The 24,703-nt window shown below is 69.1% G+C and carries 20 protein-coding genes; 9 read left to right on the top strand and 11 right to left on the bottom strand.

The window, feature by feature from the left end; translation table 11 throughout:
* Positions 1-7: 7 nt before the first annotated feature.
* The 4 genes from QFZ83_RS13855 to def all read left to right on the top strand — a co-directional run bounded on the left by QFZ83_RS13855 (position 8) and on the right by def (position 4,365).
* Positions 8-1,108, top strand: coding sequence for a cell division protein ZipA C-terminal FtsZ-binding domain-containing protein (locus tag QFZ83_RS13855; protein WP_013541638.1), 1,101 nt, complete (start codon positions 8-10; stop codon positions 1,106-1,108).
* A gap of 24 nt (positions 1,109-1,132) precedes the next feature.
* On the top strand, positions 1,133-3,217 hold the full coding sequence (gene ligA, locus QFZ83_RS13850; RefSeq protein WP_307507311.1) for an NAD-dependent DNA ligase LigA: 2,085 nt from the start codon (positions 1,133-1,135) through the stop codon (positions 3,215-3,217).
* A 117-nt stretch (positions 3,218-3,334) separates the two neighbouring features.
* On the top strand, positions 3,335-3,793 hold the full coding sequence (locus QFZ83_RS13845; protein WP_307507308.1) for a hypothetical protein: 459 nt from the start codon (positions 3,335-3,337) through the stop codon (positions 3,791-3,793).
* Positions 3,794-3,825: 32 nt separating this feature from the next.
* A complete protein-coding gene (gene def / locus QFZ83_RS13840) occupies positions 3,826-4,365 on the top strand; it encodes a peptide deformylase (RefSeq protein WP_013541635.1) in 540 nt (179 codons plus the stop codon).
* Positions 4,366-4,383: 18 nt separating this feature from the next.
* On the opposite strand, the gene QFZ83_RS13835 is transcribed toward def, so the two are convergent.
* On the bottom strand, positions 4,384-4,773 hold the full coding sequence (locus QFZ83_RS13835; RefSeq protein WP_013541634.1) for a DoxX family protein: 390 nt from the start codon (positions 4,771-4,773) through the stop codon (positions 4,384-4,386).
* A gap of 155 nt (positions 4,774-4,928) precedes the next feature.
* On the opposite strand from QFZ83_RS13835, the gene QFZ83_RS13830 reads away from it, so the two are divergent.
* The 3 genes from QFZ83_RS13830 to QFZ83_RS13820 are packed head-to-tail and all read left to right on the top strand — an operon-like array spanning position 4,929 to position 8,013.
* Positions 4,929-5,963: an amino acid ABC transporter substrate-binding protein gene (locus tag QFZ83_RS13830; protein WP_307507302.1), complete on the top strand. Its 1,035-nt coding sequence runs from the start codon at positions 4,929-4,931 to the stop codon at positions 5,961-5,963.
* The gene (locus QFZ83_RS13825) at positions 5,960-6,958 is read left to right on the top strand and encodes an amino acid ABC transporter permease (RefSeq protein WP_307507300.1); all 999 of its coding nucleotides are present in this window, start codon (positions 5,960-5,962) and stop codon (positions 6,956-6,958) included. The genes QFZ83_RS13830 and QFZ83_RS13825 overlap by 4 nt, the downstream gene beginning before the upstream one ends.
* On the top strand, positions 6,955-8,013 hold the full coding sequence (locus QFZ83_RS13820) for an amino acid ABC transporter permease (protein ID WP_307507298.1): 1,059 nt from the start codon (positions 6,955-6,957) through the stop codon (positions 8,011-8,013). Before QFZ83_RS13825 ends, QFZ83_RS13820 begins: the two co-directional genes overlap by 4 nt.
* A 12-nt stretch (positions 8,014-8,025) precedes the next feature.
* Here the strand turns inward: QFZ83_RS13820 and QFZ83_RS13815 are convergent, their stop codons facing one another.
* Genes QFZ83_RS13815 through QFZ83_RS13805 form a run of 3 tightly spaced genes read right to left on the bottom strand, consistent with a single transcriptional unit; the run spans position 8,026 to position 10,765 of the window.
* Positions 8,026-8,424, bottom strand: coding sequence for a PPC domain-containing DNA-binding protein (locus tag QFZ83_RS13815; protein WP_307507295.1), 399 nt, complete (start codon positions 8,422-8,424; stop codon positions 8,026-8,028).
* 8 nt (positions 8,425-8,432) lie between these two features.
* Entirely contained in the window at positions 8,433-10,085 is a 1,653-nt protein-coding gene (gene pgm, locus QFZ83_RS13810) for a phosphoglucomutase (alpha-D-glucose-1,6-bisphosphate-dependent) (protein WP_307507292.1), read from the bottom strand.
* Entirely contained in the window at positions 10,082-10,765 is a 684-nt protein-coding gene (locus QFZ83_RS13805; RefSeq protein WP_307507289.1) for an HAD family hydrolase, read from the bottom strand. Before QFZ83_RS13805 ends, pgm begins: the two co-directional genes overlap by 4 nt.
* A 182-nt stretch (positions 10,766-10,947) precedes the next feature.
* On the opposite strand from QFZ83_RS13805, the gene QFZ83_RS13800 reads away from it, so the two are divergent.
* Both QFZ83_RS13800 and QFZ83_RS13795 read left to right on the top strand, forming a co-directional pair.
* The gene (locus QFZ83_RS13800; protein WP_234974754.1) at positions 10,948-11,280 is read left to right on the top strand and encodes a hypothetical protein; all 333 of its coding nucleotides are present in this window, start codon (positions 10,948-10,950) and stop codon (positions 11,278-11,280) included.
* Between the two features lie 163 nt (positions 11,281-11,443).
* Positions 11,444-12,850, top strand: coding sequence for a bifunctional diguanylate cyclase/phosphodiesterase (locus tag QFZ83_RS13795; RefSeq protein ID WP_307507286.1), 1,407 nt, complete (start codon positions 11,444-11,446; stop codon positions 12,848-12,850).
* Here QFZ83_RS13795 and QFZ83_RS13790 read toward each other — a convergent pair.
* The 7 genes from QFZ83_RS13790 to bcsD are packed head-to-tail and all read right to left on the bottom strand — an operon-like array spanning position 12,832 to position 24,618.
* The gene (locus tag QFZ83_RS13790; RefSeq protein WP_307507282.1) at positions 12,832-17,181 is read right to left on the bottom strand and encodes a cellulose biosynthesis protein BcsC; all 4,350 of its coding nucleotides are present in this window, start codon (positions 17,179-17,181) and stop codon (positions 12,832-12,834) included. The genes QFZ83_RS13795 and QFZ83_RS13790 overlap by 19 nt on opposite strands.
* Positions 17,157-18,395, bottom strand: coding sequence for a cellulose synthase complex periplasmic endoglucanase BcsZ (gene bcsZ / locus QFZ83_RS13785; RefSeq protein WP_307507278.1), 1,239 nt, complete (start codon positions 18,393-18,395; stop codon positions 17,157-17,159). The genes QFZ83_RS13790 and bcsZ overlap by 25 nt, the downstream gene beginning before the upstream one ends.
* Before the next feature lie 14 nt (positions 18,396-18,409).
* Positions 18,410-20,725 (bottom strand): cellulose biosynthesis cyclic di-GMP-binding regulatory protein BcsB, encoded by a 2,316-nt coding sequence (bcsB, locus tag QFZ83_RS13780; protein ID WP_307507273.1) that lies wholly within the window; start codon positions 20,723-20,725, stop codon positions 18,410-18,412.
* Entirely contained in the window at positions 20,722-22,911 is a 2,190-nt protein-coding gene (gene bcsA, locus QFZ83_RS13775) for a UDP-forming cellulose synthase catalytic subunit (protein ID WP_307507270.1), read from the bottom strand. Before bcsA ends, bcsB begins: the two co-directional genes overlap by 4 nt.
* The gene (gene bcsQ, locus QFZ83_RS13770; RefSeq protein WP_306879573.1) at positions 22,908-23,726 is read right to left on the bottom strand and encodes a cellulose biosynthesis protein BcsQ; all 819 of its coding nucleotides are present in this window, start codon (positions 23,724-23,726) and stop codon (positions 22,908-22,910) included. The genes bcsA and bcsQ overlap by 4 nt, the downstream gene beginning before the upstream one ends.
* A gap of 2 nt (positions 23,727-23,728) precedes the next feature.
* Complete coding sequence (gene bcsR, locus QFZ83_RS13765) at positions 23,729-24,148, bottom strand: BcsR/BcsP family cellulose biosynthesis protein (protein ID WP_307507267.1); 420 nt, start codon at positions 24,146-24,148, stop codon at positions 23,729-23,731.
* Positions 24,145-24,618: a cellulose biosynthesis protein BcsD gene (gene bcsD / locus QFZ83_RS13760; RefSeq protein WP_306879569.1), complete on the bottom strand. Its 474-nt coding sequence runs from the start codon at positions 24,616-24,618 to the stop codon at positions 24,145-24,147. Before bcsD ends, bcsR begins: the two co-directional genes overlap by 4 nt.
* Between the last annotated feature and the right edge of the window lie 85 nt (positions 24,619-24,703).

Below are 24,703 nucleotides of genomic sequence, written 5' to 3'. Positions count from 1 at the left end.
GGCGCGCATGAGCAATCTCACTCTCGCTCTCTCCATTCTTGGAGGCCTCGTTCTCGCGGCCGTCGTCGGCTACGAAACCTTCATGTCGCGCCGCAATGCGCCGCGCCAGCCCGATGCGGTGGATACCGCGCTGGCCGATGTGGAGCGCTCGATGTCGTCGGGCGACGGCGTGGAGCCGATGCTGCATGTCGATCCGAAGCAGATATCGGCGCAAGACCGTCACGAGCCGCTGTTCGATCCCGACCTGCCGGCGCCCAGCGGCGTTCCGGTCGCCACCGGCGAGCGGCGCGGCGGGCTCGATCCGCTGATCGACGTGATCGCGCCGGTGTCGCTGGACGGACTCGCTTCGGGCGACGCCGCCATCGCGGCCATGCCGCCGACGCGGCGTGCGGGGAGCAAGCCGGTCGCGATCGAAGGCCTCAACGAGCACACCGGCCAATGGGAGCCGCCCGTGGCCGGGCAGCGCTACAGCGCGTTCCAGGTCGGCGTGCAACTGGCCAACCGCACGGGCGCGCTCAACGAGATCGAATACTCCGAATTCGTGGTCAAGGCACAGGCTTTCGCCGATGCGGTCAACGGCTCGCCCGAATTTCCCGAGATGCTCGACGAGGTGGCGCGGGCCCGCGAGCTCGACCAGTTCGCGAGCGCGCACGACGCCCAGCTCGGCTTCGTGCTGCGTGCGCTGCACGCGGCCTGGAGCCCGGGCTACGTGCAGCAGAACGCCGCGCGGCTTGGTTTCGTGACAGGCATCATCCCGGGGCGCATGGTGCTGCCGACCGGTGAAGCCGGCTTGCCGCCGATCCTCGGACTGGCCTTCGATACGCAAGCAGCGCTGGCCGACGATCCGGCGCAATCGGCCATCCGCGAACTCAGCCTGAGCCTGGACGTGCCGCAGGTCGATCGCGCCGAAGAGCCGTTCCGCCGCATGCGTGAAGCCGCCGCCACGCTCGCGCGCGAGATGGACGGCGTGGTGACCGACAGCGACGGTCAGTTGCTGCGCGACGAGACGATGGACGTCATCGGCAACGACCTCGAGCAGCTCTACGACACGCTCGATGCGCGTGATCTCGCGGCGGGTTCACCGCTCGCACGGCGCCTCTTCAGCTAACTCCGACCTTCGGGAGACACCCACATGACGACGCGCGACGAAGCGGCACGCGAAGCCGCCGCACTGAGCGAACAGCTTCACAAGCACGCCCACCTCTATTACGTGCTCGACGCGCCCGAGTTGCCCGACGCCGAGTACGACAAGCTGTTCCAGCGCCTGCAGGCGCTGGAGACTGAATTTCCCGAGCTGCGCACGACGGATTCGCCGACGCAGCGCGTGGGCGGCAAGGTGCTCGACGGTTTCACCAAGGTGCGCCACAAGGTGCCGATGCTGTCGATCCGTACCGAGACCGACATCACGCCGGGCGGTGCCAGTGCCTTCGATGCGCGTGTGCGGAAGGAGTTGGGCTTGGCCGAGGACGGGCCGCAGGTGTCATATGTGTGCGAGCTCAAGTTCGACGGCCTCGCCATGAACCTGCGCTACGAAGACGGCGTGCTGGTGCAGGCCGCGACGCGCGGCGACGGCGAGGTCGGCGAAGACGTCACGCAGAACATCCGCACAGTGCGCGAGATTCCGCTGCGGCTCAGCGGCAAAGCGCCGCCTGTGGTCGAAGTGCGCGGCGAGGTCTACATGAAGCGTGCCGATTTCGACGCGCTCAACGAACGCCAGCGCGAGAAGATCGCGGCCGGCCAGAAGAACGAGAAGGTGTTCGTGAATCCGCGCAATGCGGCGGCCGGTGCGGTGCGGCAACTCGACCCGGCGATTGCTGCGGCGCGGCCGCTGAGCTTCTTTGCGTACGGCCTTGGCGAAGTCACGCCGGCCAGCGAAGGCGGCCCCGATTGCCCGACCCAGTTCGACTGGCTGCAGCAGTTCCATGCCTGGGGTTTTCCAGTGGCCACGCAGACCGCGCGGGCGACCGGTGCCATCGAGCTGATCGCGTTCCATGAAAACATCGGCCGCCAGCGTGATGCCTTGCCCTATGACATCGATGGCGTGGTCTACAAGGTCGACAGCGTCGAGCTGCAACGGCAGCTGGGCTTCGTCTCGCGCGAGCCGCGCTGGGCCGTGGCCCACAAGTACCCGGCGCAGGAGCAACTGACCGAGGTGCTGGGCATCGAGATCCAAGTCGGTCGCACCGGCAAGCTCACGCCGGTGGCCAAGCTCGCGCCGGTGTTCGTCGGCGGAGTGACCGTGACCAACGCCACGCTGCACAACGAGGACGAGGCCCGCCGCAAGGACGTGCGCGTAGGTGACACGGTCATCGTGCGGCGTGCCGGAGACGTGATTCCCGAGGTAGTCGGCGTGGTGCCCGAGAGCCTGGCCAAGCCAGAGGGCGAACGTGGCCCGGTCTTCACCATGCCGCACCAGTGCCCCGTGTGCGGCTCGGAAGCCGTGCGCGAAGAGGAAGAAGTCGACTACCGCTGCACCGGCGGGCTGTTCTGCGCGGCGCAGCGCAAGGAGGCCATCCTGCACTTCGCGGCGCGGCGCGCGGTCGATGTCGACGGGCTGGGCGACAAGCTGGTCGAGCAACTGGTGGACGCCAACCTCATCCGCACCTTGCCCGATCTCTACAAGCTCGGCTTCACCACGCTCGCGGGGCTGGACCGCATGGCCGAGAAGTCGGCCAAGAACTTGGTCGACGCACTCGAAGCGTCCAAGAAAACCACGCTGCCGCGCTTCCTGTTCGGGCTGGGTATCCGGCACGTGGGCGAAAGCACGGCGAAGGACCTGGCCAAGCATTTCGGCAAGCTCGACGCGATCATGGACGCGACCGAAGAGCAGCTGCTCGAGGTCAACGACGTGGGCCCGGTGGTGGCGCAGAGCCTGCGCACCTTCTTCGACCAGCCGCACAACCGCGAGGTCGTCGAGCAACTGCGCGCCTGCGGGCTGGCCTGGGAAGAGGGCGAGCCTGCGGCTCGCGCGCCCAAGCCTTTGGCGGGCCTGACCTTCGTGATCACCGGCACCCTTCCTACGCTGGGCCGCGACGAGGCGAAGGATAAATTGGAGGCAGCCGGGGCCAAGGTCGCCGGCTCCGTCAGCAAGAAGACCCATTACCTCGTGGCCGGCGAAGAAGCCGGCAGCAAGCTCGACAAGGCCCGGGAAATCGGGGTGGCGGTGATCGACGAGGCGCGTATGCTGGAGATTCTCGAGAACGGCGTCACGGAATGAGGTGAGGCGCGGCGGGCGGGCCTCTTTACCCGCCGTTACGCAGCTTCATCAGAGCGCAGTCAACAGGGTCTACAACCTGGCGTTGAAAGACAACTGAAGGCCAACAAGGAGCCCCTCATGCAAAAAATTCGCGTTCTTGGTGCCAGCATTGCCCTCGGTGGCGTTGCGCTGCTGACGGGCTGCGTTGCGGTTCCCGGCGATCCGTACTACTCGGGTGGCTACTCCGGCGGTTATTCCGAGCCGTACTACTCCGATCCCTCGCCCGTGGTCGTTTCGCCGGCGCCGGTTTACATCCAAGGCGGGGGCTATTACGAGCGCGGCCGCTACTACGACCGCCGTCCGTACTACGGCCGCCCCGGCTATCCGGCCGTGCGTCCGAGCTATCCCGCGGTGAGGCCTGGCTATCCTGCCGGGCGTCCTCCGCGGGCCGATTGGGGCGGTGGTCGTACGGGGCCCGGAACCGCCGGTGGTGGCATTCCGGGCATCACGCCCTCGCAGCCGCAGCAGATGCCCCAAGGCCGAGCGCGGCTGTGGACCTCGCCGGATTCGAAGAACTCGAACCAGGCCCCTCCGTGATCCTGGCTTAAGGCCATCGCGATAATCCCGCGATGGCCATTCGCGAAATACTCAAGATGGGCGACCCCCGGCTGCTGCGCATTGCGCAGCCGGTCGCCGCTTTCGACACCGACGAGCTGCACCTCCTGGTGCGCGACATGTTCGAGACCATGCATGCGGTCAATGGCGCCGGCCTTGCGGCCCCGCAGATCGGCGTGGATCAGCAACTCGTGATCTTCGGCACCGACATCGTCAACCCCCGCTATCCCGACGCGCCACCGGTGCCCCGCACCGTGCTGCTGAACCCCGTCATCACGCCCATCGGCGAGGACGAAGAAGAGGGCTGGGAAGGGTGTCTTTCGGTGCCGGGCCTGCGCGGCGTGGTGCCGCGCTTCGCCAACATCCGCTATACCGGCTTCGATCCGTACGGCGACCCGATCGACCGGGTCGCCAGCGGTTTTCATGCGCGCGTGGTGCAGCATGAAGTAGATCACCTGCTGGGCAAGCTGTACCCGATGCGGGTGCGCGATTTTTCGCGCTTCGGCTACACCGAGGTCCTGTTCCCGGGACTCGATGCAGCCGACGACGACTGAAGGCCGGAGCCGTCGCGCTTACTTGTTGCTGAGGCCGAAGCGGCCGCCGCCCGTGAAGGCCAGCGAGATCGCCGCGAACAGGAACATGCCCTGCAGTTCCAGCGCCCAGCCGCCTTGGCCGTTGATCGCACCGAGGTCCTTGCGGTGCACCAGCCAGATCGCCACCAGCATGTTGATCGCCACGATCACCGCGGCCGGCCGCGTGAACAGGCCGACGATCAGCAGCGCGGGCGCGAGAATCTCACCGACATAGACCCCGTACGCCAGGAACGCCGGCAGGCCGTGCGAGGCCAGCATGCCGCCGATGCCATCGACGCCCTTGGTGACTTTGGACACGCCGTGCAGCAGGATGAGGATGCCCAGCGCGAGGCGCAGAACGAGCTTGCCGGTGTCGTCGGACTTGAACATTGTGTGATTCCTGTTCGGGAGAGTTGATAAAGGGCCGTATGGTATTGCGGTATTGGCGCTGCAAAGGGCATATGCATCCAACCGACCCGTCTTTGGCGCGGCCGCGCGACGCCCCGTACACTGGCTTTTGTTGTCTGTTGAGGAGAAACACCCCCATGAAAAATCGATTCCGCCCGGCGCTGATCGCCGCCGCATCCCTGGTCGCCCTTGCCACCGCCGCTCCGGCCTTCGCGGGAAAGACGCTCGATGCGGTCAAGCAGCGCGGCACCGTCAAGTGCGGCGTGACCAACGGCGTGGCGGGCTTCTCCGCTCCTGACACCCAGGGCAACTGGTCGGGCCTGGATGTCGACACCTGCCGCGCCATTGCGGCGGCCGTGCTCGGCGATGCGAAGAAGGTCGACTTCGTGCCGCTCAATTCGCAGCAGCGCTTCTCGGCCCTGCAGGCCGGCGAGATCGACATCCTCGCGCGCAACACCACCTGGACGCTCACGCGCGACGCCTCGCTCGGCTTCAACTTCACCACCATCACCTATTACGACGGTCAGGGCTTCCTGGTACCGAAGAAGCTCAAGGTGACGAGTGCGAAGCAGCTCAAGAACGCCACCATCTGCACGCAGTCGGGCACCACCAACGAGAAGAACGTCTCCGACTACTTCCGCGCCCAGAACATCCCGGTGAAGACCGTCGTCTTCGAGAGCTTCGAAGCCTCGTTCAAGGCCTTCTTCTCGGGCCGCTGCCAGGCCTTTACCACCGACGCCTCGGCGCTCGCGGGCCTGCGCAACAAGGAAGCGCCGAACCCCGACGACTACATCATCCTGCCCGAGCTGATTTCCAAGGAACCGCTCGCGCCGCTGGTGCGCCGCGGCGACGACGAGTGGTTCGCCATCGCCAAGTGGGTGCCCAACGCGCTCATCGAGGCGGAAGAAGCGGGCGTCACCCAGGCCAATGCCGACGAACTCAAGGCGAGCAGCAAGGACCCGGCGCAGCAGCGCCTGGTCGGCGCCGGCGAAGACCTCGGCAAGCTGCTGGGGCTGGACAAGGACTGGTCGTTCCGCGCGATCAAGGCCGTGGGCAACTACGGCGAGGTGTTCGAGCGCAACGTCGGGCCGAAGTCGGTGCTCAAGCTGCCGCGCGGCTCCAACAATTTGTGGAGCAAGGGCGGCCTGATCTACGCACCACCGGTTCGATGAGCCGGGAGGCCTCGCGCCGCGGCGCCTGGCTGGCCTGGACCGTCCAGGCGCTGCTGGTGCTGGCCGTCGTGGCCGGCGCCTTCTGGGTGGTGCATCACGCGCTCGACGTGCTGCGCGCACGCGGCGTTCGATCCGGCTTCGACTTTCTCACCGAGCCCGCGGGCTTCTCGATCAGCGAGGGCTGGCTCGATTTCGACGCCAGCCAGCCGTTCTGGCGCGCCTTTCTCGCGGGCCTCATCAACACGGTGCGGGCGGCGGTGCCCGCAGCGATTTTCTCGGTCGTGCTCGGCACATTGATCGGCATCGGCCGGCTCGCGCCGCACGTGCTGCTGCGCGGCATCTGCACCGCCTATGTCGAGCTACTGCGCAACGTGCCGTTGCTGGTGCAGTTGCTGATGCTGGCCTTCGCGATGGCGAACCTGCTGCCTGATCCGACCGAACCCGTGCGCCTCTTGCCGGGTGTGTGGCTCAGCAAGGGCGGGCTCAGCGTGCCATGGCCCGTGGCGGGCGAGGGCGGCTGGTGGCCGACGCATTTCGAATGGCCCGAGCGCGGCGATTTCGGCGTGAGCGGCGGCGCAGCGCTGAGCCCCGAGTATGTGACCATCGTCGCGGGCCTGTCGTTCTATTCGGCCGCGTTCGTCGCGGAGATCGTGCGGGCCGGCATCCTCTCGGTCTCGCAGGGGCAGGTGCTGGCGGGGCAGGCACTGGGGTTGTCGTCGGTGCAGCAACTGCGCATCGTGATCCTGCCGCAGGCGCTGCGGGTGATCGTGCCCTCGCTCACCAACCAGTTGCTCAGCCTCGTCAAGAATTCGTCGCTCGCGGTGGCCGTGGGCTATCCGGAGCTGGTGTCGGTGGCCAACACCACCATCGGCTCGAACGGCCGGGCCTTCGAGTGCATCGCGATCATCATGGCGGTGTACCTGCTGCTGTCGCTCGCGATCTCCTTCGGCATGAACCGCTACAACGCGCGCGTCGCTTTGCGGGGGTGGCGATGAGAAACGTGTCGCAGGGCCCGATTGCGTGGCGCCGTGAACTCTGGGGTTCGCCGCTGCGCGCGCTGGCGACGGTGCTGCTGATCGTGCTGCTCGCGTGGGTCGGTTTTCACATCGTCGACTGGGCCGTGGTGCACGCGGTGTTCCGTGCCGATGCCGAGGCCTGCCGCGCGGTGCAGCACGGCGCTTGCTGGGGCGTGGTGGCCGAGAAGTGGCGGCCGATGCTGTTCGGCCGCTTCCCTTACGAAGATCAATGGCGCCCGGCCATCGCGGTGGTCGTGCTGTCCGCCGTCACCGTGCTGAGTGCGTGGCCGCGCAGCTGGCGCTGGTGGCTGGTGCCGCTGTGGGTCGTCGCACTGCTCCTGTTCGTGCTGCTGATGCGCGGCGGTGTCATGGGGCTGAGTCATGTGCCGACCAGTCGCTGGGGCGGCCTGCCGCTCACCATCGGGTTGGCGGTGGTCGGGCTGGCGCTGGCCTTTCCGCTCGCGCTGCTGCTCGCACTGGGCCGGCGTTCGGGCTGGCCGGTGGTCCGCACGCTGAGCGCGAGCTACATCGAGCTGGTGCGCGGCGTGCCGCTGATTTCGGTGCTGTTCATGGCGTCGTTCCTGCTGCCGCTGCTGTGGCCCGCGGGCTGGCAGCCCGACGTGCTGGTGCGCGTGCTCGCGGGCCTCACGCTGTTCGTCGCTGCCTACCTGGCCGAGATCATCAGAGGCGGCCTGCAGGCCGTGCCGCGCGGGCAGACCGAGGTGGCGATGGCGCTGGGCTTCGGGCGCTGGCCGGTGCAGCGCGACATCGTGTTGCCGCAGGCGCTGCGCCTCGTCGTGCCGGCGCTGACCAACAGCGTCGTCGGCACGCTGAAGGACACCTCGCTCGTCACCGTCGTGGGCCTCTTCGAGCTGACCGGCGCGCTGGGCCTTGCGCTCGGCGGCGATCCGGTCTGGCGGCCGTTCTACCTCGAGGGCTATCTCTTCATCGCCGCCGTGTACTGGGTGCTGTGCTTCGGGCTCTCGCGCTACAGCGTGTGGCTGGAGCGCAGGCTGGCAAGCGGGCCGACCTGAGCGGTGCGAGGTTCAGGACCTCGGACGCGGCACCAGTTCGGGATAGCCAGTCGCCGGGTCGTGCTCGCGGGCGAAGCGCCATTCGGGCAGCCAGGCGATCAGGATTTCAGCGGTGGTGCGCACGATGCAGCCCGGTGCGACATGCCCGCCGCGCACCTGGCCCACCGCATCCGACACGCTGATGTGCAGATGAGCGCCATCCGGCGAGAGCGTGCCGGACAGCGTGAGGATTTCAAGATCGCCATCCAGCACCGCAGCGCTTTCCACGCCGGCATACCGGATGCGCGCACCGCGGAGACTGCCGATGCCGGAGACCACGAAAGCCGCTTCGGCGCCGCGTTGCTTCAGCGCCGCATCGAGCGCCGCGCGCAAATCGTCGCCCGGGTTCAGGCGCAGCGCGTGGGCTTCCATGGTCGGCGTCAGCTCGACAGCGCCTTGTCCACCAGCTGCTGCGCCTCTTCGAGGATGCGCGCGAGGTGCTCCGCGCCCTTGAAGCTCTCGCCGTAGACCTTGTAGATGTTCTCCGTGCCCGAGGGCCGCGCCGCGAACCAGCCGTTGGCGGTGACGACTTTCACGCCGCCGATGGCCGCGCCGTTGCCGGGCGCATGGCTCAGCACGGCCTCGATCTTGTCGCCCGCCAGTTCGGTCGAACTGACCTGCTGCGGCGACAGGTTCGACAGCTTCTTCTTCTGCTCGACCGTCGCGGCCGCATCCACGCGGTCGGACACCGGCTGCCCGAGTGCCTGCGTCAGCTCCGCATAGCGCTCGCCCGGATGGCGTCCGGTGCGCGCGGCGATCTCGGCCGAGAGCAGGGCGGGCACCATGCCGTCCTTGTCGGTGGTCCACGCGGAGCCGTCGTGGCGCAAGAAGGTCGCGCCCGCGCTTTCCTCGCCGCCGAAGCCCAGCGATCCTTCCACCAGCCCGTCGACGAACCACTTGAAGCCCACCGGCACTTCGTAGAGCTTGCGCCCGAGCCGGGCGGTGACGCGGTCGATCATCTGGCTGCTCACCACCGTCTTGCCGACGGCCGCACCCGCCGGCCATTGCGGGCGGTGCGTGTAGAGGTAATCGATCATCACGGCGAGGTAGCTGTTCGGCTGCATCAGGCCCGCGCTGCGCGTGACCACGCCGTGGCGGTCGTGGTCGGTGTCGCAGGTGAAGGCGATGCCGAAGCGGTCCTTCAGCGCGATCAGCTTGTGCATCGCGTCGGGCGACGACGGGTCCATGCGGATCCGGCCGTCCCAGTCGAGCGACATGAAGCGGAAGGTCGGGTCGACCTCCTGGTTCAGCACGGTGAGGCGCTTGAGCTTGTAGCGCTCGACGATGGCCGGCCAGTAGTGCACCCCGGCGCCGCCGAGCGGGTCGACGCCGAGGTCGATCTCCACGCCGCGGATCGCGTCCATGTCGAGCACCTGCGCGAGGTCTTCGACGTAGGTGTTCAGGTAGTCGTGCCGGTGCGTGGTCGAAGCCTTCAGCGCCTGCGCGAGCGGCATGCGCTTCACGCCTTCGAGCCCGTTCGCCAGCATCTTGTTGGCCGCAGCTTCGACGGCGGAGGTGATGTCGGTGCCGGCGGGGCCGCCGTTTGGCGGGTTGTACTTGAAGCCGCCGCTCTCGGGCGGGTTGTGCGAAGGCGTGATGACGATGCCGTCGGCCAAGCCGCTCGTGCGGCCGCGGTTGTAGACCAGGATCGCATGCGACACGGCGGGCGTCGGCGTGTACTCGTCGTCCTTCGACAGCATCAGCTCGACGCCGTTGGCCGCCAGCACTTCGACCGCGCTGCTGAAGGCGGGCGTGGAGAGCGCGTGCGTGTCGATGCCGAGGAACAGCGGGCCGTCGATGCCTTTTTGCTTGCGGTAGTCGCAGATCGCCTGGCTGATCGCCAGCACATGCCATTCGTTGAATGCGTCGTCGAACGACGAGCCGCGGTGGCCCGAGGTGCCGAAGGCCACGCGCTGCGCGGGGACCGATGGATCGGGCCGGCCGGTGTAGTACGCCGAGATCAGGCGCGGCACGTTCACCAGCAGTTCGAGGGGCGCGGGTTTGCCCGCGAGGGGATTGGTTTTTTGACTCATGTCTTGGGTGCCCAGTCGTCGATTTGAATGAGGTCGCCGATCCGTTCGATGGTGATGTCGGCGGGCGCGTAGGCGGCAATGGCCTGTTCGTCGAGCGCGTAGTGGCCTTGCCGCACGAAGACGGTGGTGAGCCGCGGCCCCCAGATCGCCTTCATGGCCGAGAGGAGGCGCAGCTTGTCGTCGACCATCACGTAATGCGCCGCGGGGTGGCACTCCTCGATGGTGTCGAGCATCTGCTCCTTGTGCACGTAGATCAGCACGCGGCCCTCGACCGCATCCCACAGGCCCGAGCGCTGCACCTTGCGCGGCTGGAACACCACGTCGCCATCGGACAGGATCACCGTCGGGCCGTAGCGGCGCAGGTGTTTGAGCGCATCGAGCGCGCCGGGGTAGAGGCGGTCGGCAAACGGGTAGTCGATGAGAAAGCCCGACATCAGCAGCAGCCGCGAATCGCTCATGCCGCGCTTGCTTTCCTCGGCGCGGTAGCGCTGCAATGCGCCGAGGTAATCGACGTAGCCGAGCTCGCTGCGCAATGCCTCGAAGGCGGTCCAGTAGCGGTTCGCGCTCTCGGTGCCGAAGGCGTCTTCGAGGTGGGCACGCAAGTCGCCGACGACGCCGTCGTTGTCGAGCAGGGTGTTGTCGACGTCGATCAGGAAAACGGTGCCGGGTTGCTGTGTCATGAAGGGGGTGCCCATCGGGCCTTGGCTGCATGCATCGCGTTCAGGATACGCCATCGAAAAGGCGTCCCCGATACGATCGTGAATTAGTTGATGCTTTGTGTTCGGCCGGATTAACCTGTAGACGGCATGTCGCTTTTGGCGACTAAGCTTTCGTCCAGTTCAAGGAGCAAGAAAGTATGCGCATGAAGAATGGTCGAAGCTGGTTGTGCCTGTCGGTCGTGGCCCTGTTGGTGGCGGGCTGCGAAGCCCCACCCAAGGACCGTCCGCTGACCTCCGAGGTGCCCGAGCCGCCCAGCTTCGCGCCGCCGCCGGAAACCTGCCAGGCCTCGGCCGTTCGCTTCGGGCTCGGCTTGCAGGCGACCCAGGCCCTGCTGCAGGAAATGATGCAGCGTGCGGGCGCCAAGACCGGCCGCACCGTGCCGGCGACGGAAACCGCGAGCACTGCGCAAGACCCCACGCGCCTCAACCTGCAGGTCGAACCCACGGGCCGGATCGTCGGCGCCTATTGCGGCTAGGCCGGAACTGGCCGTCGCCTGCCGGCCAGGAGTTCTTTCGTCGTAGGAAAAAATCCAGGGTTTCGATCGGCACACACGGCGGGCGAAAAATCCCTTGCCATCGGGGAAGCGGACAGGCTGAATCCGGAAAACACCAGCCTGCATTTTCCGGAGCCCGATTCACTTGCCGAACAAGCACGCTCAGGTTTCCCTGCCGCCGGACGAAGAGCTGAAGCGCCTTCCTCCCGACGAGGTTCTGTCTCCGCTCATCGACGACTGGGCGCGCGCGGGCAAGCGCCTGGCGATCGTCTGCGACATCGACCTCGACCGCTTCGCCGAAGTCAACCAGCGCCTGGGCATGGCCGGCGGCAATGCCGCGCTGGTCGAGGCGGCTCGCCGGATCAAGGCCCAGCTGCCGCGCGAATCGGTCATGGCGCGCATCGGCGGCGACGAGTTCGGCGCCGTCTTCGCCGGGCTCGGATTTCCGCAATGCCACGAGGTGCTCGAGCGCATCCTCCTGGCGCTGGCCGAGCCTTGGGAATGGCGCGGCCTCACCGCGAACCTTGAGGGCAGCCTCGGCGCGCGGCTGATGGACAGCACCGGTCCGGCCCCCGAAATCGCGCTGCGCGATGCCCAGCATGCGGCCTTCTTCGCCAAGCGCGCGGCCGACGGCAAGGTGCATTACTTCGACGCGCCGCAGGCCAAGGCCGATGCACAGGTCGTGCGCCAGCGCCAGCGCATCCAGGAGGGGCTGGCGCAGGACGAGTTCTTCCTCGAGTACCAGCCCAAGGTCGACATGCGCCGCGGCGTCGTCGTGGGTGCGGAGGCGCTCATCCGCTGGCGGCATCCGGAGCGCGGGCTGCTGCAGCCCATTCATTTCGTGCCGCTGCTGGAGGATGAAATGCTCGCCGAGCAGGTCGGCCAGTGGGTCATCGGCACCGCGCTTCGGCAGCTCTACGACTGGCGCGAGGCGGGGCTTCGGATGTCGGTGAGCGTCAACGTGAGCCCGCTGCACATGATGCGCCACGACTTCGTCGACCGGCTCACCGAGCAACTCGCGCAGTATCCGAAGCTCGGCGCCGGCGCGCTGGAGCTGGAGATACTGGAGACCACGGCGATCAGCCAGTTCGCCACGGTCGCGCGCTTCGTGGAGGCCTGCCGCGCGCTCGGCGTGGCGGTGGCCATCGACGATTTCGGCACCGGCTATTCGTCGCTCACCTACCTGCGCCAGTTGCCGGTGTCGTCGGTCAAGATCGACCAGTCCTTCATCCGCGAAATGCTCGACAGCGAGCCGGACCGCGCGATCGTCCAGGGCATCCTGCTGCTGCTGAAGGCGCTCGGGCGCACCGCGGTGGCCGAAGGCGTCGAGACCCCGGCCCACGGCGAGGCCTTGCTCGCCATGGGCTGCACGCTGGCCCAGGGCTACGGCATCGCCAAGCCGATGGCGGCCGACCAGATGCAGCGCTGGGTGGCCGGGTTCGAGTGCGCGCCGCCGTGGGGCCGCAAGGAGCCGCCACAGGGCTCGCAGGCGGCGCCCGCCGCGCCGGGCTCGACGCCTTCAGCGCCGCCGCCTCAAAGCAGCGGCGTGTAGGGCGAGACCAGCGGGCGCAGCGTGGTGCCGCTCGGCACGCCCAGCGAGCTCGCGCCGTCGAACACGTAGCGGATGTACAGGCCGCCGGTGAGCTGGCGGTAGTTCTGCGCGTTGTTCAGGCCGATCGAGCCGCCCAGGAACATCTTGGGCGCGAGCTGGTATTCGAGGATCGCGGCCAGGTTGTAGGCCAGGCCGGTCTTCGAGGTCTTCGGGTACATGCCGGTGAAGGGCGCACTGCTCAGCCCCAGCGAGGCGGCATAGGCGGCCGCGCTTCCCGCATCGCCCGCGCGCCGGCTGTCGGTCGGGAAGTAGGGCGACTCCTTCTGGGTGAACGACTGCACGCCCAGCGAGGCGTTCAGGCGCCACGACAGGCGGTCGCTGCGTCCGCTCCAGTCCACCGGGAAGGCCACGCTCACGAAGCTCTGCGGGCTGAAGTAGCCGCCTTGGCCGAAGGTGTAGTAGCTCAGGTTCTTGTCGTAGCCCATGAGGCCCAGGTTCATGCCCAGCGTGAGCTTCGAACTCGGGTTGCTGATGAGGTGCAGGTAGGCGCCGCCGCCGGTCTCGAAGCGGCTGTTGCTCGCGACGTTCTTGCCGGTGATGCCGTGCATCGCGGCATAGCCGTAGACGCCGTAGGTGCCGTCGTCGTAGCCCAGGTCGCCGCGTACGCCGGTGGCGACCACGCCGCCCCAGCGCTCGTTGGTGCGCTGGTCCTTGGCGCCTGCGAACGACAGCAGGCTGTCGGTGACCGCGCGGCGGGACACGTCGACCTTCGCGTTCCACGAGTCGCCGAACGAGCCCGCGTACGACACGTTGCCCACCACGTTGGTCTCGGGAAACCCGAGCGGCGTGGTGCCGATGCTCGCGCCGAAGTTCTTGCCTTCGTAGCCCACGCTCAGCCCCACGCCGGAGGCGTTCTGCTGGCCGGCGCTGGTGCCGTTCTGCAGGCCGGCGATCGCCGCGCCCGGGCCGCCGCCGAAGCGGCTGCCGGTGGGGTAGTCGGCGGAGGGCGTTCCGGCATCGAGCACCGTCGGCGTGACGCCCACGACGATCTTGCCTTCGCCGACCGGGAACCGCGCCTCGATGGGAATCTGGAAGTCCGAGAGCTGGCTGAGCCCGGCTTCGCCGGCGCGGTTGCGGTAGACGGTGCCGGCAGTCAGGCTGATCGAGCGCTGCGCCTGCAGTTCGCGCAGTTCGGCGGCCACCGGATCTGCGGGCGCCGCGGCGCGCAGCGGTGCGTTCCAGCCGGTGTTGCCCGCACCGGGAACCGGCAGCGGGGCGCCGCCCGCCTGGGGGTACGGGTAGGCGGGCGGATACGCCTGCGGATAGCTCCCGGCCTGCGGCGCCTGTGCATAGACCGGCGCGACCGGCTGCATGCCGGCGACGGGGTATTGCTGCGGTGCCGGCGGCGCGACATAGGCCGAGGCCTGCGGCGTGTTGCGGGCGGCGGCGTTGCGCGACGAAGCCGTGGCCGTCGCCGTGCGCCGGCCCTTGCTGTTCGCAGCCGGAACCGGTGCCGTACCGGAGGCCCAGGGAAGCGCACCGGGCGCCGCGCCCGCGACGGGATAGCCCGTGTTCGCGGGGGCGGCGGGATAGGCCGGATACGCAGGCGGTGCCGCGGGGTAGGCCGGTGCATAGGCCGGTGCAGCCGCATAGGCCACCGGCTGCATGCGCGCCTGCGCAAAAGGATTGCCGGCCGCGCCGGGGTAGGCGCCGGGCGCGGCCGTGCCTGGGGCACCGCCCGTCATGCCCGCGAACGGATTCGCCGCGGGCAGCCCTCCCGGCGCAACGCCGGGCGCGAACCCGGTCGCGACGCGGCTGTCGGCGTCCACCGCGGCGCGCAGGTACTGCTCCGCCTTGCGGCTGTCGCCGGCATTCCGGTAGACGCGGCCGGCGGCGGCCAGTACGCGCGACTGGTCGGGCGCCTGCTTCAGCGCGGCCATCACGTAGTTCTCGGCCTCGCTGTGCTGGCGCAGCGCGCTGGCGCTGGCGGCTGCGGCGAGCAGGGCGTCCAGGTCGGTGGGGCTGCGTTGCAGCACGCGCTGGTAGAGCGCGAGTGCCTGGGTTTCGTCGCGTGCGGCGGAGTAGAGCCGCGCGAGCGCCGCCATCGCCCTCGGATCGTCCGGCCGCTCGGCCAGCACCGGCGCCATGGCGTTGTAGGCGGCTTCGAGGTTGCCGGCCTCTCGCAGCGCATCGGTCTGGCGCAGCGCGAAGGCGATGCGCAGGCTGTCGAAGTCGCTGCGCTGCGCGGCTGTCATGCCCGCGGGCTGCAGCTGCCGCAGCACCGCCGAGAGCTCCACGTCCTGCTTGGTCTTGAGCAGCACCGACGCATAGAGCAGCCGGTCGCCGATGCCCGGGTTGGGGCTGCGCGCGAGCAGCTGCCGGCTCATGGCGAGCGCGCGGGGCGCATCGCCGATTTCCGCATACGCGCCGGCCAGTTGGCCCCAGAGTTCGGCCGGCATGTCGCTGCTGAGCGCCGCCTCGGCCTGGCCGAGCACCTGCCGCGCCGCGTCCACCTGGCCCTGGCGGGCAAGCGCCTGCGCGCGCTGCGCCTGCGACTGCGCCCAGAGCCTGCGCTGCAGCGCCGCCATGTCGCGCGTCCGCGAGGCTGCGGGAATGCGCTCCAGGTACTGGATGCCGCCAGCCGCGTCGCCGGTCTCGGAGGCGAGCAGGGCGCTCGCGTAGAGCGCATCGGGCATGTCGGGCTGCGACATCAGGAGGCCCTCCATCACGCCGCGCGCCTCGGCCACAAGGCCCTGGCGGCGGTAGATGTTGGCAAGGTCGAGCCGCACCCACGGGCTGTCGGGCGCGGCGAGCATCGCATCTTCGAGCGTGCGCTGCGCGCCGGGCGCATCGCCCGCATCGGCCTGCTGGCGGGCCTTGGCGCGCGCCTGCTCGACCTGGATGTCGCGCAGCCCGCCGAGCTGGCTGGCCTGTTCGGGCGTGAGCTGCCGGGCCAGCGCGAGCGCTTCGTCGGCGCGGCCCTGGCGGCCGTACACGGCGATGAGGCCGCGCAAGGCCTGGGTGTCCGAGGGCTTGCTTTCGAGCACGCGCTTGTAGCCCTGTTCGGCCTGCGGCAGCTCGCCGGCGGCGGCGCGCAGGTCCGCCAGCGCGACCTGTCCGACGCTCTCGCGCGGGTCGATGCGCACCGCGCGTTCGAGCAGCGCCTGCGCGCCGCGCGCGTCGTTCTTCTCGCGCGCCGCGCGGGCCTGGCCGACCAGGCTCCAGTAGGTGGCGCTCTGCAGCGCCGAATTCCATTTGCTGCCGCCGGAGCCGCGCGCGGCGCGTTCCAGCAGTTCCTGCGCTTCGCCGAAACGTTCCTGGCGCAGCCGTACCAAGCCGAGGCCGCCGAGCGCCTCGGGATCGTCGGCCTTGGTGCGCAGCGCCTGCTGGAAGCGCTGCTCGGCGGTGGCCGGGTCGCCGCGGTCCAGCGCCCGGAACCCTTCGCCGAGCGGCACACCCGGCGAGGCGGCGGCCGCGGTCTTGCCGGAGGTCAGCGTCTCCAGGCGCGCCGACACCGCGGCGTCGTTCGGATTGCTCGCCAGGTAGTCCTGGTAGAGCGGAATGTCGGGTGCGCGCGCATCGAGCCAGATGAGCGCCTGGCGCCAGCTCGTGCGCGCGGCCGTGCCCACGGTGGGCTGCTTGGCCAGCTCGACCAGGCTGCGGATGCCTTCGCGCCGCGTCGATTCGCTGTAGGTGCGCAGTTGCGCGAGCGCGAGCTTGTAGTTGGCGTTGTCCGGATGGTCCTTCACCAGCTGCTCGATGCCCTTGCGCGCTTCGTCGGCACCTTGCGGCGTGCTGCTCAGCACCTGGTAGTACTCCAGCGCCAGGGCCTCGGGCGGCGGGCGGTTGTCGAACTGGCTGCGATAGAGCTCGACCGCTTCCGCGCCGCGGCCCGCGCGTGCCGCCGCGCGTGCGCGCTGCAGCGTGCTGCCCTGGCCGGGTTGCTGGGCCTGCTGCTGCAGGCGCGCGAGGCGGCTGTCGTTCGGGTGCGCGGCGCGCAGCCGCGAGATCCAGCTGCGCGCCGGCTCGGCATTGCCGCGCGACAGCTCGACCTGCGCCATGCCGTACATGGCATCGGCCGATTGCGGATCGACCCGCAGCAGCTTGCGCCAGCTCTCTTCCGCGAGGTCCGCGCGGCCCTGCGTCTGCCAGTAGTTGCCCTGCTCGACGAGTGCGGCGCTGGCATCCGCCTGCGCCCGCGCGGGATTGCTCGCGCAAACGGCTGCAAGCAGGCCGAGGCATGCCATCCACTGCGAGGCGGGAATGCGGCCCGGGCCGCGGCGCAGCCAGGGTGGACACAGCGGCTTCATGCCGCTCGGGTGGGTCGACATAGCAGTCTCCATGAGGTTTGCAACTGGCCGTTGCGATCGAATTCGTAGCGGCCGTCCAGCCAGGCCTGTCCGAAGATCGACAGCACCTGCTCGTAGTAAGGCATCGGAGGCGTCGGAGCGCCCGTAGCCGCCGCCGATGGAATTTCGGCGCGTCCTCCCGGGAGCCGGGCCGACTCGGTGGCCAGCACATCGGGCAGAGCCTGCGCTTTCAGATAAGGCAGCAGCGCGCCGGCGAAGCCGAGCGGCCCGGTGCCGCGCCCGGCACCGGTGGCGGTGTCCACCGATTCGGGCATCGGGCGATGCTCTGCAAGCAGTTGGCGCGGGCCGTTTAGGCGCTGCATCAATGCCTTGTGTTCCGGCGCCCTGGGCGACAGCATGCCGGCCCAGAGATAGACGCGAATGGCGTCGTAGCTGCCCACGGTGCCCTTCTCGGGATCGGCGACAAAGGCATTGGCCGTCTGCGACCAGCCGCACCAGTCCGGCGCGAAGCCCTTGGGTGCGACGGCGTCGAGCAGGCGCAGGGTGTTGTCCGCCACTTCGCGCCACGGTCCGCGCGGATCGGCATGCTGGAAGTACTGCAGCAACTGCAGCGGCATGTAGCTCGGGTTGAGTCGCCACACCGGACCGCTCGCCACCGACGCGGGCCACGGCAGCAGCATGCGGCCGAGACCGGGGAGCGCCACCACTTCGTCGCGCACCACCAGCGCCAGCAGGCTGCGCCCGAGCTTCGCGTAGCGCGGCTCGTTCCAGAGCCGGCCGGCTTCCATGAGCGCATAGGCGATCCACAGGTCGGCATCGGAGGCGGCATTCGCGTCGAGCACGCCCCATCCGCCGTCGGGCTTCTTGCCCCATTGCCAGGCCGGCAGGTTGCTGGCCAGGCTGCCCTGCGCGAGGTTGGCTTCGGTCCACGCGAGCACGCGCGCGAAGGTCGGCTTGTCGTTGTGGACCAGCGCGAAGAAGAGGCTGTACGACTGCCCCTCGGAGGTCGACTGCTGCTGCGGCGTGTTGAAGTCGATCACGCGCCCGTCGCGCTGGATGTGGCGCGCGGCGAACGCGGCCCAGTCGGACGCCGGATGGCACGCCGCGGCCGGCGGCGCCGCGAAGGCCGGGCGCGACGCCGCCCAGCCCAGCGCCGCCGCGGCGAGCAGCGGCCGCCTGCCGATGCGCGTGCCGATGCACGTGTCGATGGATGGCGGCGATGCGGCGGTTGGCATGGCGGGGACCGCTTTCAACGCAGGCGGCGCCGTGCGCGCAATTGCAGGCTGGCGAAGGCCACCGCCGCGCCCAGAAGGGCCAGCGCCACCACCAGCCCGGCGAGCAGCAGCGGGCTGCGCGACAGGTTCCACTGGAGCCAGGCCATCGGCGGCAGGCGGCCGACGTAATAGGTGTCCTCGCCGAGCACGCTGTGCACCTGCGTGTCGCGCACGATGGCCATGCTGCCCTGGATGCGCTTGAGCCGTTCGGGCGTCATCAGCGCGCTCAGCAGCGCTTCCTTCGAGGCCGGATTGGTGACGGCGGCGATCACGCTGCGGCCGTTGCGCAGCGGCGATTCAAAGCCCGCGAGCACAGCGTCGCGGCCGTCCTCGCTCACCGCGATCTGCATGCCGCCGGCCAGGTCTTCGCGCTTGCGCGCGCCGATGACGAAGTCGATGGCGGTGTCCAGCCAGCTGTCGAGCTTCAGTTGCGGCGAAGTGCCGTTGCGCTGCAGCGGCATCTTTGCCGCCCATTGCGCGAAGAGCGGCTGGTTCTGCAGGTTGCCGATCACCAGCAGGTCCTTGTCGGCCCACTGCGACACCTCGGCGGCGCGGCCCACCTTCACGCGCAGCGCGGGGTAGCCGGTGGCATGTCCGATCTGGCCGAGCAGGCCCAGATAGGTTTCGGTGTCCGCGGGATCGGCCTGGTCCGGCAGGATGACCGCGGTTTCCGAAAGGTCGGCCATGCGCGAGAACGGGAAGCCGCCGTTGGCGTAGGCCGCCAGGTCGGGCATCGCGATGTAGTGCGGGAACCCCGACACGTCGATCTTCGAGGTCGGGTCGATCGCGCCGCGCACGTTGTCCAGCAGCGGCTGGCAGCGTCCGCCCGAAGGCTCGAAGTAGTAGTGCATGCGCAACTGGCTGCGCGGGCCCAGCGCGAGCGGCGGCAGCATGACCTGCCGGTTCTCGGCCACTGTGCCGTCGGGCATCACCTTCACGGCCAGCGGGTTCCACCAGCGGTCGCCCGCCGGGTTCGCCGAGCGCAGCGGCAGCGCGCCGATGAAGTTGTCGTCGACGTTCAGGTTGAGCGTCGACTGGTCGGGCCGCACGCGCGGCGTGTAGCGGTATTGCAGGTCGAGCGGAATGCCGCGGCTGCGCCAGGTGAAAAGGTCGGGCGGCAGTTGCAGGTTCACGCGCACCACGTCGGGCGTGTAGCCCGACACCGAAAGCCCGGCGGCGTCGGTGAGCTCGCCCAGTTGCAGCGGACGGTCGCTCGGCACCCAGCGCGGCGCATCGTAGGGCTTGCGCGGCGGAGGTTCCTGGAACGCGGCGATGCTGCTGCGATCGCCCGAGAACGCGCGGCTGTTCAGCGCCAGCGCGGCCGCGGCAGTGCGCAGCTCGGCCGGGTCACGGCCCATCACCAGCAGCAGCTTGGAGGCCGGGTCCTGCGGATGGTCCACGACCGCCAGCGCCGGCCCCTGGATGGACGGCAGCGAAAGGTTCGGGATCTGGGTGTCGGGCAGCACGAACACCACGGCATGCCCGGCGGGCAGCTCGCCTCGCGTGACCGGGAAAGTGGCGCCGCGGTAGTCCGCCAGCGCGCCGAACCACGAGGAGACGATGCCGGCCGCCTCGAGCAGCGGCGGCGACTCGGCCCCCCCGAACACGAAGGGGATGCGGGCGCGCCGCACGTCGCGGCGGTCGAAGAAGGGCTGCGGCAGCGTGGCCAGGTCGTTGGTGAGCTTGAGCGGCGACACGGTCAGCTTGAGCGTGCTCGACGCGTCGATGCGCGCCCAGAGGCTGGTGTGGGCCGGGTCCTCGCATTCGCGCGTGTAGTGCCCGACCAGCTCGACGTTGATGCGGTTGAACTCGGTGATCAGGCGCCGGTCGATCGGGATGTCCTGCGTCTGCGGCTTGCCGGCCTCGGCGCGGTTCACCGGCAGCGTGGCGACGAGCACGTCGTTCACCGTGACCTTCAGGTGCGAGAGCTCGGGAATGAGCGAGGGCGAGTAGGCGTAGTTCAGCTTGAGCGACGCGGCGGTGACCAGCTCGTCGGCGCGCACGTTGAATGGAATGCCGATGGTGCCGCTGATGCCGCGCAGCTGCACCGCGTAGTCGATGCCCAGCTGCGTGAGGTTGAGTTCGCGGACCGCACCGCCGGATGCGGCGGCCGCGGCCACCGGAATGGCCGGCCGGGCCTGGGTTTGGGGCTGGAGTTGAGGCTGGGGTTGCGCCCACGCGCCGCCCGTTGTTGCGGCGGCCAGGGCGAACGCCAGCACGGTGGCTCCGCGGTTCGGCGCCGGGCGCAGGGCAGGTGCATCGCGGCCGGGCGCTTGCAGGGAGGTCGTCACACGGGTTCCTTCGCTTCGACGGGCGGCTTCGACGACGAAGCCGCGGTGGGGCGCAGCCGGGAGGTGGCGGCGCGGTAGTAATGGGAGAACATGTTGCGAAAGCCGGTCCCGCTGATGCTCACGATATGGCCGAGCACCCGGTGGATGCCCTGCCGCGGGTGGTTGCCCCACCGCGCGGCCCAGATGTCGGCGCGCGCCGTCGTGCATTGCACCAGCGCGCGTTCCTGGGCGAGGGTCATCGGCGCGAAGTGAAGGCCGATGCGCCGCCCCTTGCTGAAACGCACGGTGGTGGCAAAGCGCGACTCGGCTTCGCCCCGGTAGAGCGCCACCACGACGTTCGCGTCCTGCGCAAGCTGCATGTCGGCCGGCAGCTCCACGCCCAGTCCGCCGGCGGAGAAGTCGGACGTGGTGCAGCGCACCGAATGCCCATCCGCGAAGTACAGCGTGGCCGGCACCTGCAGCGCCACGCGGGGCGCGCCCCGCACCTGGCGCGATTCGTTGGCCGCCGCCACGCAGGCGCCCAGGATCATCAGGTTGTAGAAGGTCCAGGCCAGGTTGAGCCACACGGTGGCAATGTTCTGCGGATCGACCCAGGTCAGCCGCCACAGGCCAGCGCCCACGCCCAGGAAGTTCAGCAGCAGCAGCACCAGGCTGGGCTTGGCGATCAGGGTGTCGAAGAACTCCTCGCGCACCAGGCCGCCCTTGGCCGTCACGTTGAAGCTGCCCAGCTTGGGGTTGATCAGCGCCACCAGCGTGGGCCGGAAGATGTACCAGGCCAGCACCGCCTCGTAGACCTCGTTCCACAGCAGGTAGCGAAAGCGTCCCTGGATGCGGCTGTTGGTGAGGTTCGCATGCAGGATGTGCGGCAGCGCGAACGCAAAGATCATCGAGGCCGAGGCGTGGATCACGCTCGCGCCGAAGAACAGGTAGGCCAGCGGCGCGGTGAGATAGATCAGGCGCGGCAGGCCATACAGGAAATGCAGCATCGCATTCAGGTAGCACAGCCGCTGCGCCCAGTGCAGCCCGCGACCGAAGAGCGGGTTGTCGATGCGGAAGATCTGCGCCATGCCCCGCGCCCAGCGGATGCGCTGGCCCACGTGGCTCGAGAGGCTCTCGGTGGCCAGGCCGGCCGCCTGCGGCAGCGCCAAGTAAGCGGTGTTGTAGCCGCGGCGATGCATCTTGAGGGCGGTGTGCGCGTCTTCGGTCACGGTTTCCACCGCGACGCCGCCGACTTCCTCGACGATGGTGCGCCGGAGCACCGCGCACGAACCGCAGAAGAAGGTGGCGTTCCAGAGGTCGTTGCCGTCCTGGATGAGTCCGTAGAACAGCTCGCCTTCGTTGGGCACGGTGCCGAAGGTGTCCAGGTTGCGCTCGAACGGGTCGGGCGAGAAGAAATAGTGGGGCAGCTGCACCATGCCCAGCTTCGGGTCGCGGCCGAACCAGCCCATGGCGATCTGCATGAACGAGCGGGTCGGGATGTGGTCGCAATCGAAGATCGCGACGAACTCGCCGGTGGTGTTCTTCAGCGCCGCATTGATGTTGCCGGCTTTCGCATGGCGGTTGTTGTCGCGCGTGACGTGGGTCACGCCGACCTCTTCGCAGAACACGCGGAATTCCTCGCGCCGGCCATCGTCCAGCACGAAGATCTTGATCTTGTCGCGCGGCCAGTCGATCGACTGGGCCGCCAGCACCGTGGGCCGCACCACCGACATCGGCTCGTTGTAGGTCGGAATGAAGAGGTCGATGGTCGGCCACAGCGTCGTGTCTTCGGGCAGCGGCACCGGCTTGCGCTCCAGCGGCCAGGCGGTCTGCACATAGCCCAACAGCAGCACCACGAAGGCGTAGAGCTCGGCCATCAGCAGGCCCGCGCCCAGCACCAGGTCCAGCGGGTTGTCCATGTACATCGTCTCGGTCACCCGCCAGTAGGTGTAGCGCGAGGACACGACGACCGACAGCACGATCATCACCAGCCCGGCAAAGCGGCCCTGGAAGCGGTTCGCCACCAGCGCCGCCACGAAGATGCCGATCGAGAGCACCAGCTGCTGCTCGAAGGTCATCGGCGCGATGATCAGCGCCGGCAGCACGGCCAGCGCGATGAGCCAGCCGGCCAGGCGCACCGGCCACAGGCGCAGGAAGCCGGGCGCTTCGCGGGGCACGTACCCGGAGTTGCCGGTATTGCTTTTCATCGGGGCGTTTCCTGGCGCAGCGGCGAGGCATGCGCGGATGAGGGTGAAGGCGCGGGGGCTGCGATGCACGCGAGGAGCCGGTCGGCGATCACCGAGACGTCTTCGGCCGCCTGGCTCAAGGGTGCGTAGCGCTGCACCGGCAGGGCGGAGGCGAGCGCCTCGGACACCGAGGCGTCCAGGTGCAGCACGCCCAGCAGCTCGGGCTGCAGGCGCGCGCGCAGCACCGCCAGAACGTCGTGGTTCAGCCGCTGGCCGGGATCGACCTGGTTGATGACATAGGCGCTGCCGCGGTAATCCGCACGGGACCGGCAGTACTTGTCGACCATTCGCTCGACGATCGGCAGCGTGGCGAACGAGCCGGCATCGGCCAGCACCGCGATCACGCAGAGGTCGGCTGCGCGCAGGGCCTGCTGCAGGTAGACGGTGGGGCCGGGCGGGGTGTCGACGACCACCAGCATGTCGGCCGGCAGGCCGAACCGGGCGAGCGTGTCGGCCAGCCAGCCGGGATGGCGCGAGAGGTCGTGCTCGAAGCCGATCTGCCGCTCGTCGTCGACCGTGCCGAAGGGCAAGAGCACCACGCCGCCGTGCGCGGGGCGCATCGCCTGCGTCCAGGGCAACTGGCCGCTCGCCGCGGCGACCAGGCCTTCTTCGCAGCCGCGCGGATCGTTCGCCAGATGGAAGCGCAGCGCATTCTGCGGATCGAGGTCGATGGCCAGCACCTGGCGTCCTCGTGCTGCGAGGGTCGTGGCCAGGTTCGCGGCAACCGTTGTCTTGCCGACGCCGCCCTTGGAGGAAATGACAGGAACGACAACCATCGTCACGTCGGCCGTCGCCAGCGTGACATGGGGCCCGGCGCCGCTGCGGGGCGCTGAGGCTCCGCGAGGCGGGCGAACAGCGCCTGCAGTTCGCTGGGCGCGGCTCCGGCCGACGGGGCGGGAGCGGATTGGGTCGCGGCGGCCAGTGCCGGGATCAACGGGGCGACGGGCGCGAACGGGGCGACCGATACGGCCGGCGCGGTCGTTGCAACTGGTGCAACCGGTGCAATGGCCGGCGCCACCGCGGGCGCAGGCGGTGCCACCGGCGGGCGATCGATCGGCCCGCCCGAGAGCAGCGGCCAGTTGCCGGGGGCCTGAGCGTCCGCCTCGGGTGCGCTGAACTCCCTGTAGTTGTGTGCGTCCCCGCCGAACTTGCGAAACAGGCCGGCGACGTCTTCGGCGGAGCGGTCGTCGCGGCTCATGGCGAACTCCTGCCGAGGCGCAGTTCGACCACCGGGCCCGCCGGCGCGCCGCCCTCGAGCGCCATCACGCGCAGCGAAGGCGGCATGCGCTGGGCATCGAACCAAGCTTGGTAGACGCCTTCGAAGAAGCCGGTGCTCCAGCCGGTCGCTTCGGGACCGAAGGCCATCGCGATAGGGCTGCAGGCGTGGGTGATGGCAACGCAATCGGCCTCCTCGCGCAGGCTGCTGAAGCCCCAGTCGATGCCGTGCCAGTGCGCATTGAACTGCGACTGCAGGTCGGCCAGGGTCTCGCAGGGCGCGACGGGCAGGGCTTCGGCCACCCGCTGGCCGATGCGAAAGAAAAGCTGCCGAATGTCTTCAGGCGGCAAGCCGGCGCTCAATTCGGCGGCCATGCCCCGGTTGAATGCCAGCCACTGGGCGCTGCATGCCCGACGTTCGTAGTACTGAAAAACGTTCTCTTCGATGTCCATATCGGGGCATTGTGTTGGAGCAGATAACGATCGACAACACATGTCAAACAATGTTTCTAAAATGGAAACCATTGGCGACGCATAC

The organism is Variovorax sp. W1I1 (assembly GCF_030815625.1).
GTDB classification, from domain to species: domain Bacteria; phylum Pseudomonadota; class Gammaproteobacteria; order Burkholderiales; family Burkholderiaceae_C; genus Variovorax; species Variovorax paradoxus_C.
Note: the sequence above shows the minus strand (reverse complement) of the source record. Positions and strands in the feature narration are given on the sequence as shown.

Coding starts and splice junctions, on each gene's coding strand:
- bcsQ (WP_306879573.1), bottom strand. CDS start 23,726: ATGGTTGTCGTTCCTGTCATTTCCTCCAAGGGCGGCGTCGGCAAGACA.
- QFZ83_RS13835 (WP_013541634.1), bottom strand. CDS start 4,773: ATGTTCAAGTCCGACGACACCGGCAAGCTCGTTCTGCGCCTCGCGCTG.
- QFZ83_RS13855 (WP_013541638.1), top strand. CDS start 8: ATGAGCAATCTCACTCTCGCTCTCTCCATTCTTGGAGGCCTCGTTCTC.
- bcsZ (WP_307507278.1), bottom strand. CDS start 18,395: ATGCCAACCGCCGCATCGCCGCCATCCATCGACACGTGCATCGGCACG.
- QFZ83_RS13815 (WP_307507295.1), bottom strand. CDS start 8,424: ATGGAAGCCCACGCGCTGCGCCTGAACCCGGGCGACGATTTGCGCGCG.
- QFZ83_RS13825 (WP_307507300.1), top strand. CDS start 5,960: ATGAGCCGGGAGGCCTCGCGCCGCGGCGCCTGGCTGGCCTGGACCGTC.
- QFZ83_RS13830 (WP_307507302.1), top strand. CDS start 4,929: ATGAAAAATCGATTCCGCCCGGCGCTGATCGCCGCCGCATCCCTGGTC.
- pgm (WP_307507292.1), bottom strand. CDS start 10,085: ATGAGTCAAAAAACCAATCCCCTCGCGGGCAAACCCGCGCCCCTCGAA.
- QFZ83_RS13790 (WP_307507282.1), bottom strand. CDS start 17,181: ATGTCGACCCACCCGAGCGGCATGAAGCCGCTGTGTCCACCCTGGCTG.
- def (WP_013541635.1), top strand. CDS start 3,826: ATGGCCATTCGCGAAATACTCAAGATGGGCGACCCCCGGCTGCTGCGC.
- QFZ83_RS13800 (WP_234974754.1), top strand. CDS start 10,948: ATGAAGAATGGTCGAAGCTGGTTGTGCCTGTCGGTCGTGGCCCTGTTG.
- QFZ83_RS13820 (WP_307507298.1), top strand. CDS start 6,955: ATGAGAAACGTGTCGCAGGGCCCGATTGCGTGGCGCCGTGAACTCTGG.
- QFZ83_RS13805 (WP_307507289.1), bottom strand. CDS start 10,765: ATGACACAGCAACCCGGCACCGTTTTCCTGATCGACGTCGACAACACC.
- QFZ83_RS13845 (WP_307507308.1), top strand. CDS start 3,335: ATGCAAAAAATTCGCGTTCTTGGTGCCAGCATTGCCCTCGGTGGCGTT.
- bcsA (WP_307507270.1), bottom strand. CDS start 22,911: ATGAAAAGCAATACCGGCAACTCCGGGTACGTGCCCCGCGAAGCGCCC.
- bcsD (WP_306879569.1), bottom strand. CDS start 24,618: ATGGACATCGAAGAGAACGTTTTTCAGTACTACGAACGTCGGGCATGC.
- bcsR (WP_307507267.1), bottom strand. CDS start 24,148: ATGAGCCGCGACGACCGCTCCGCCGAAGACGTCGCCGGCCTGTTTCGC.
- ligA (WP_307507311.1), top strand. CDS start 1,133: ATGACGACGCGCGACGAAGCGGCACGCGAAGCCGCCGCACTGAGCGAA.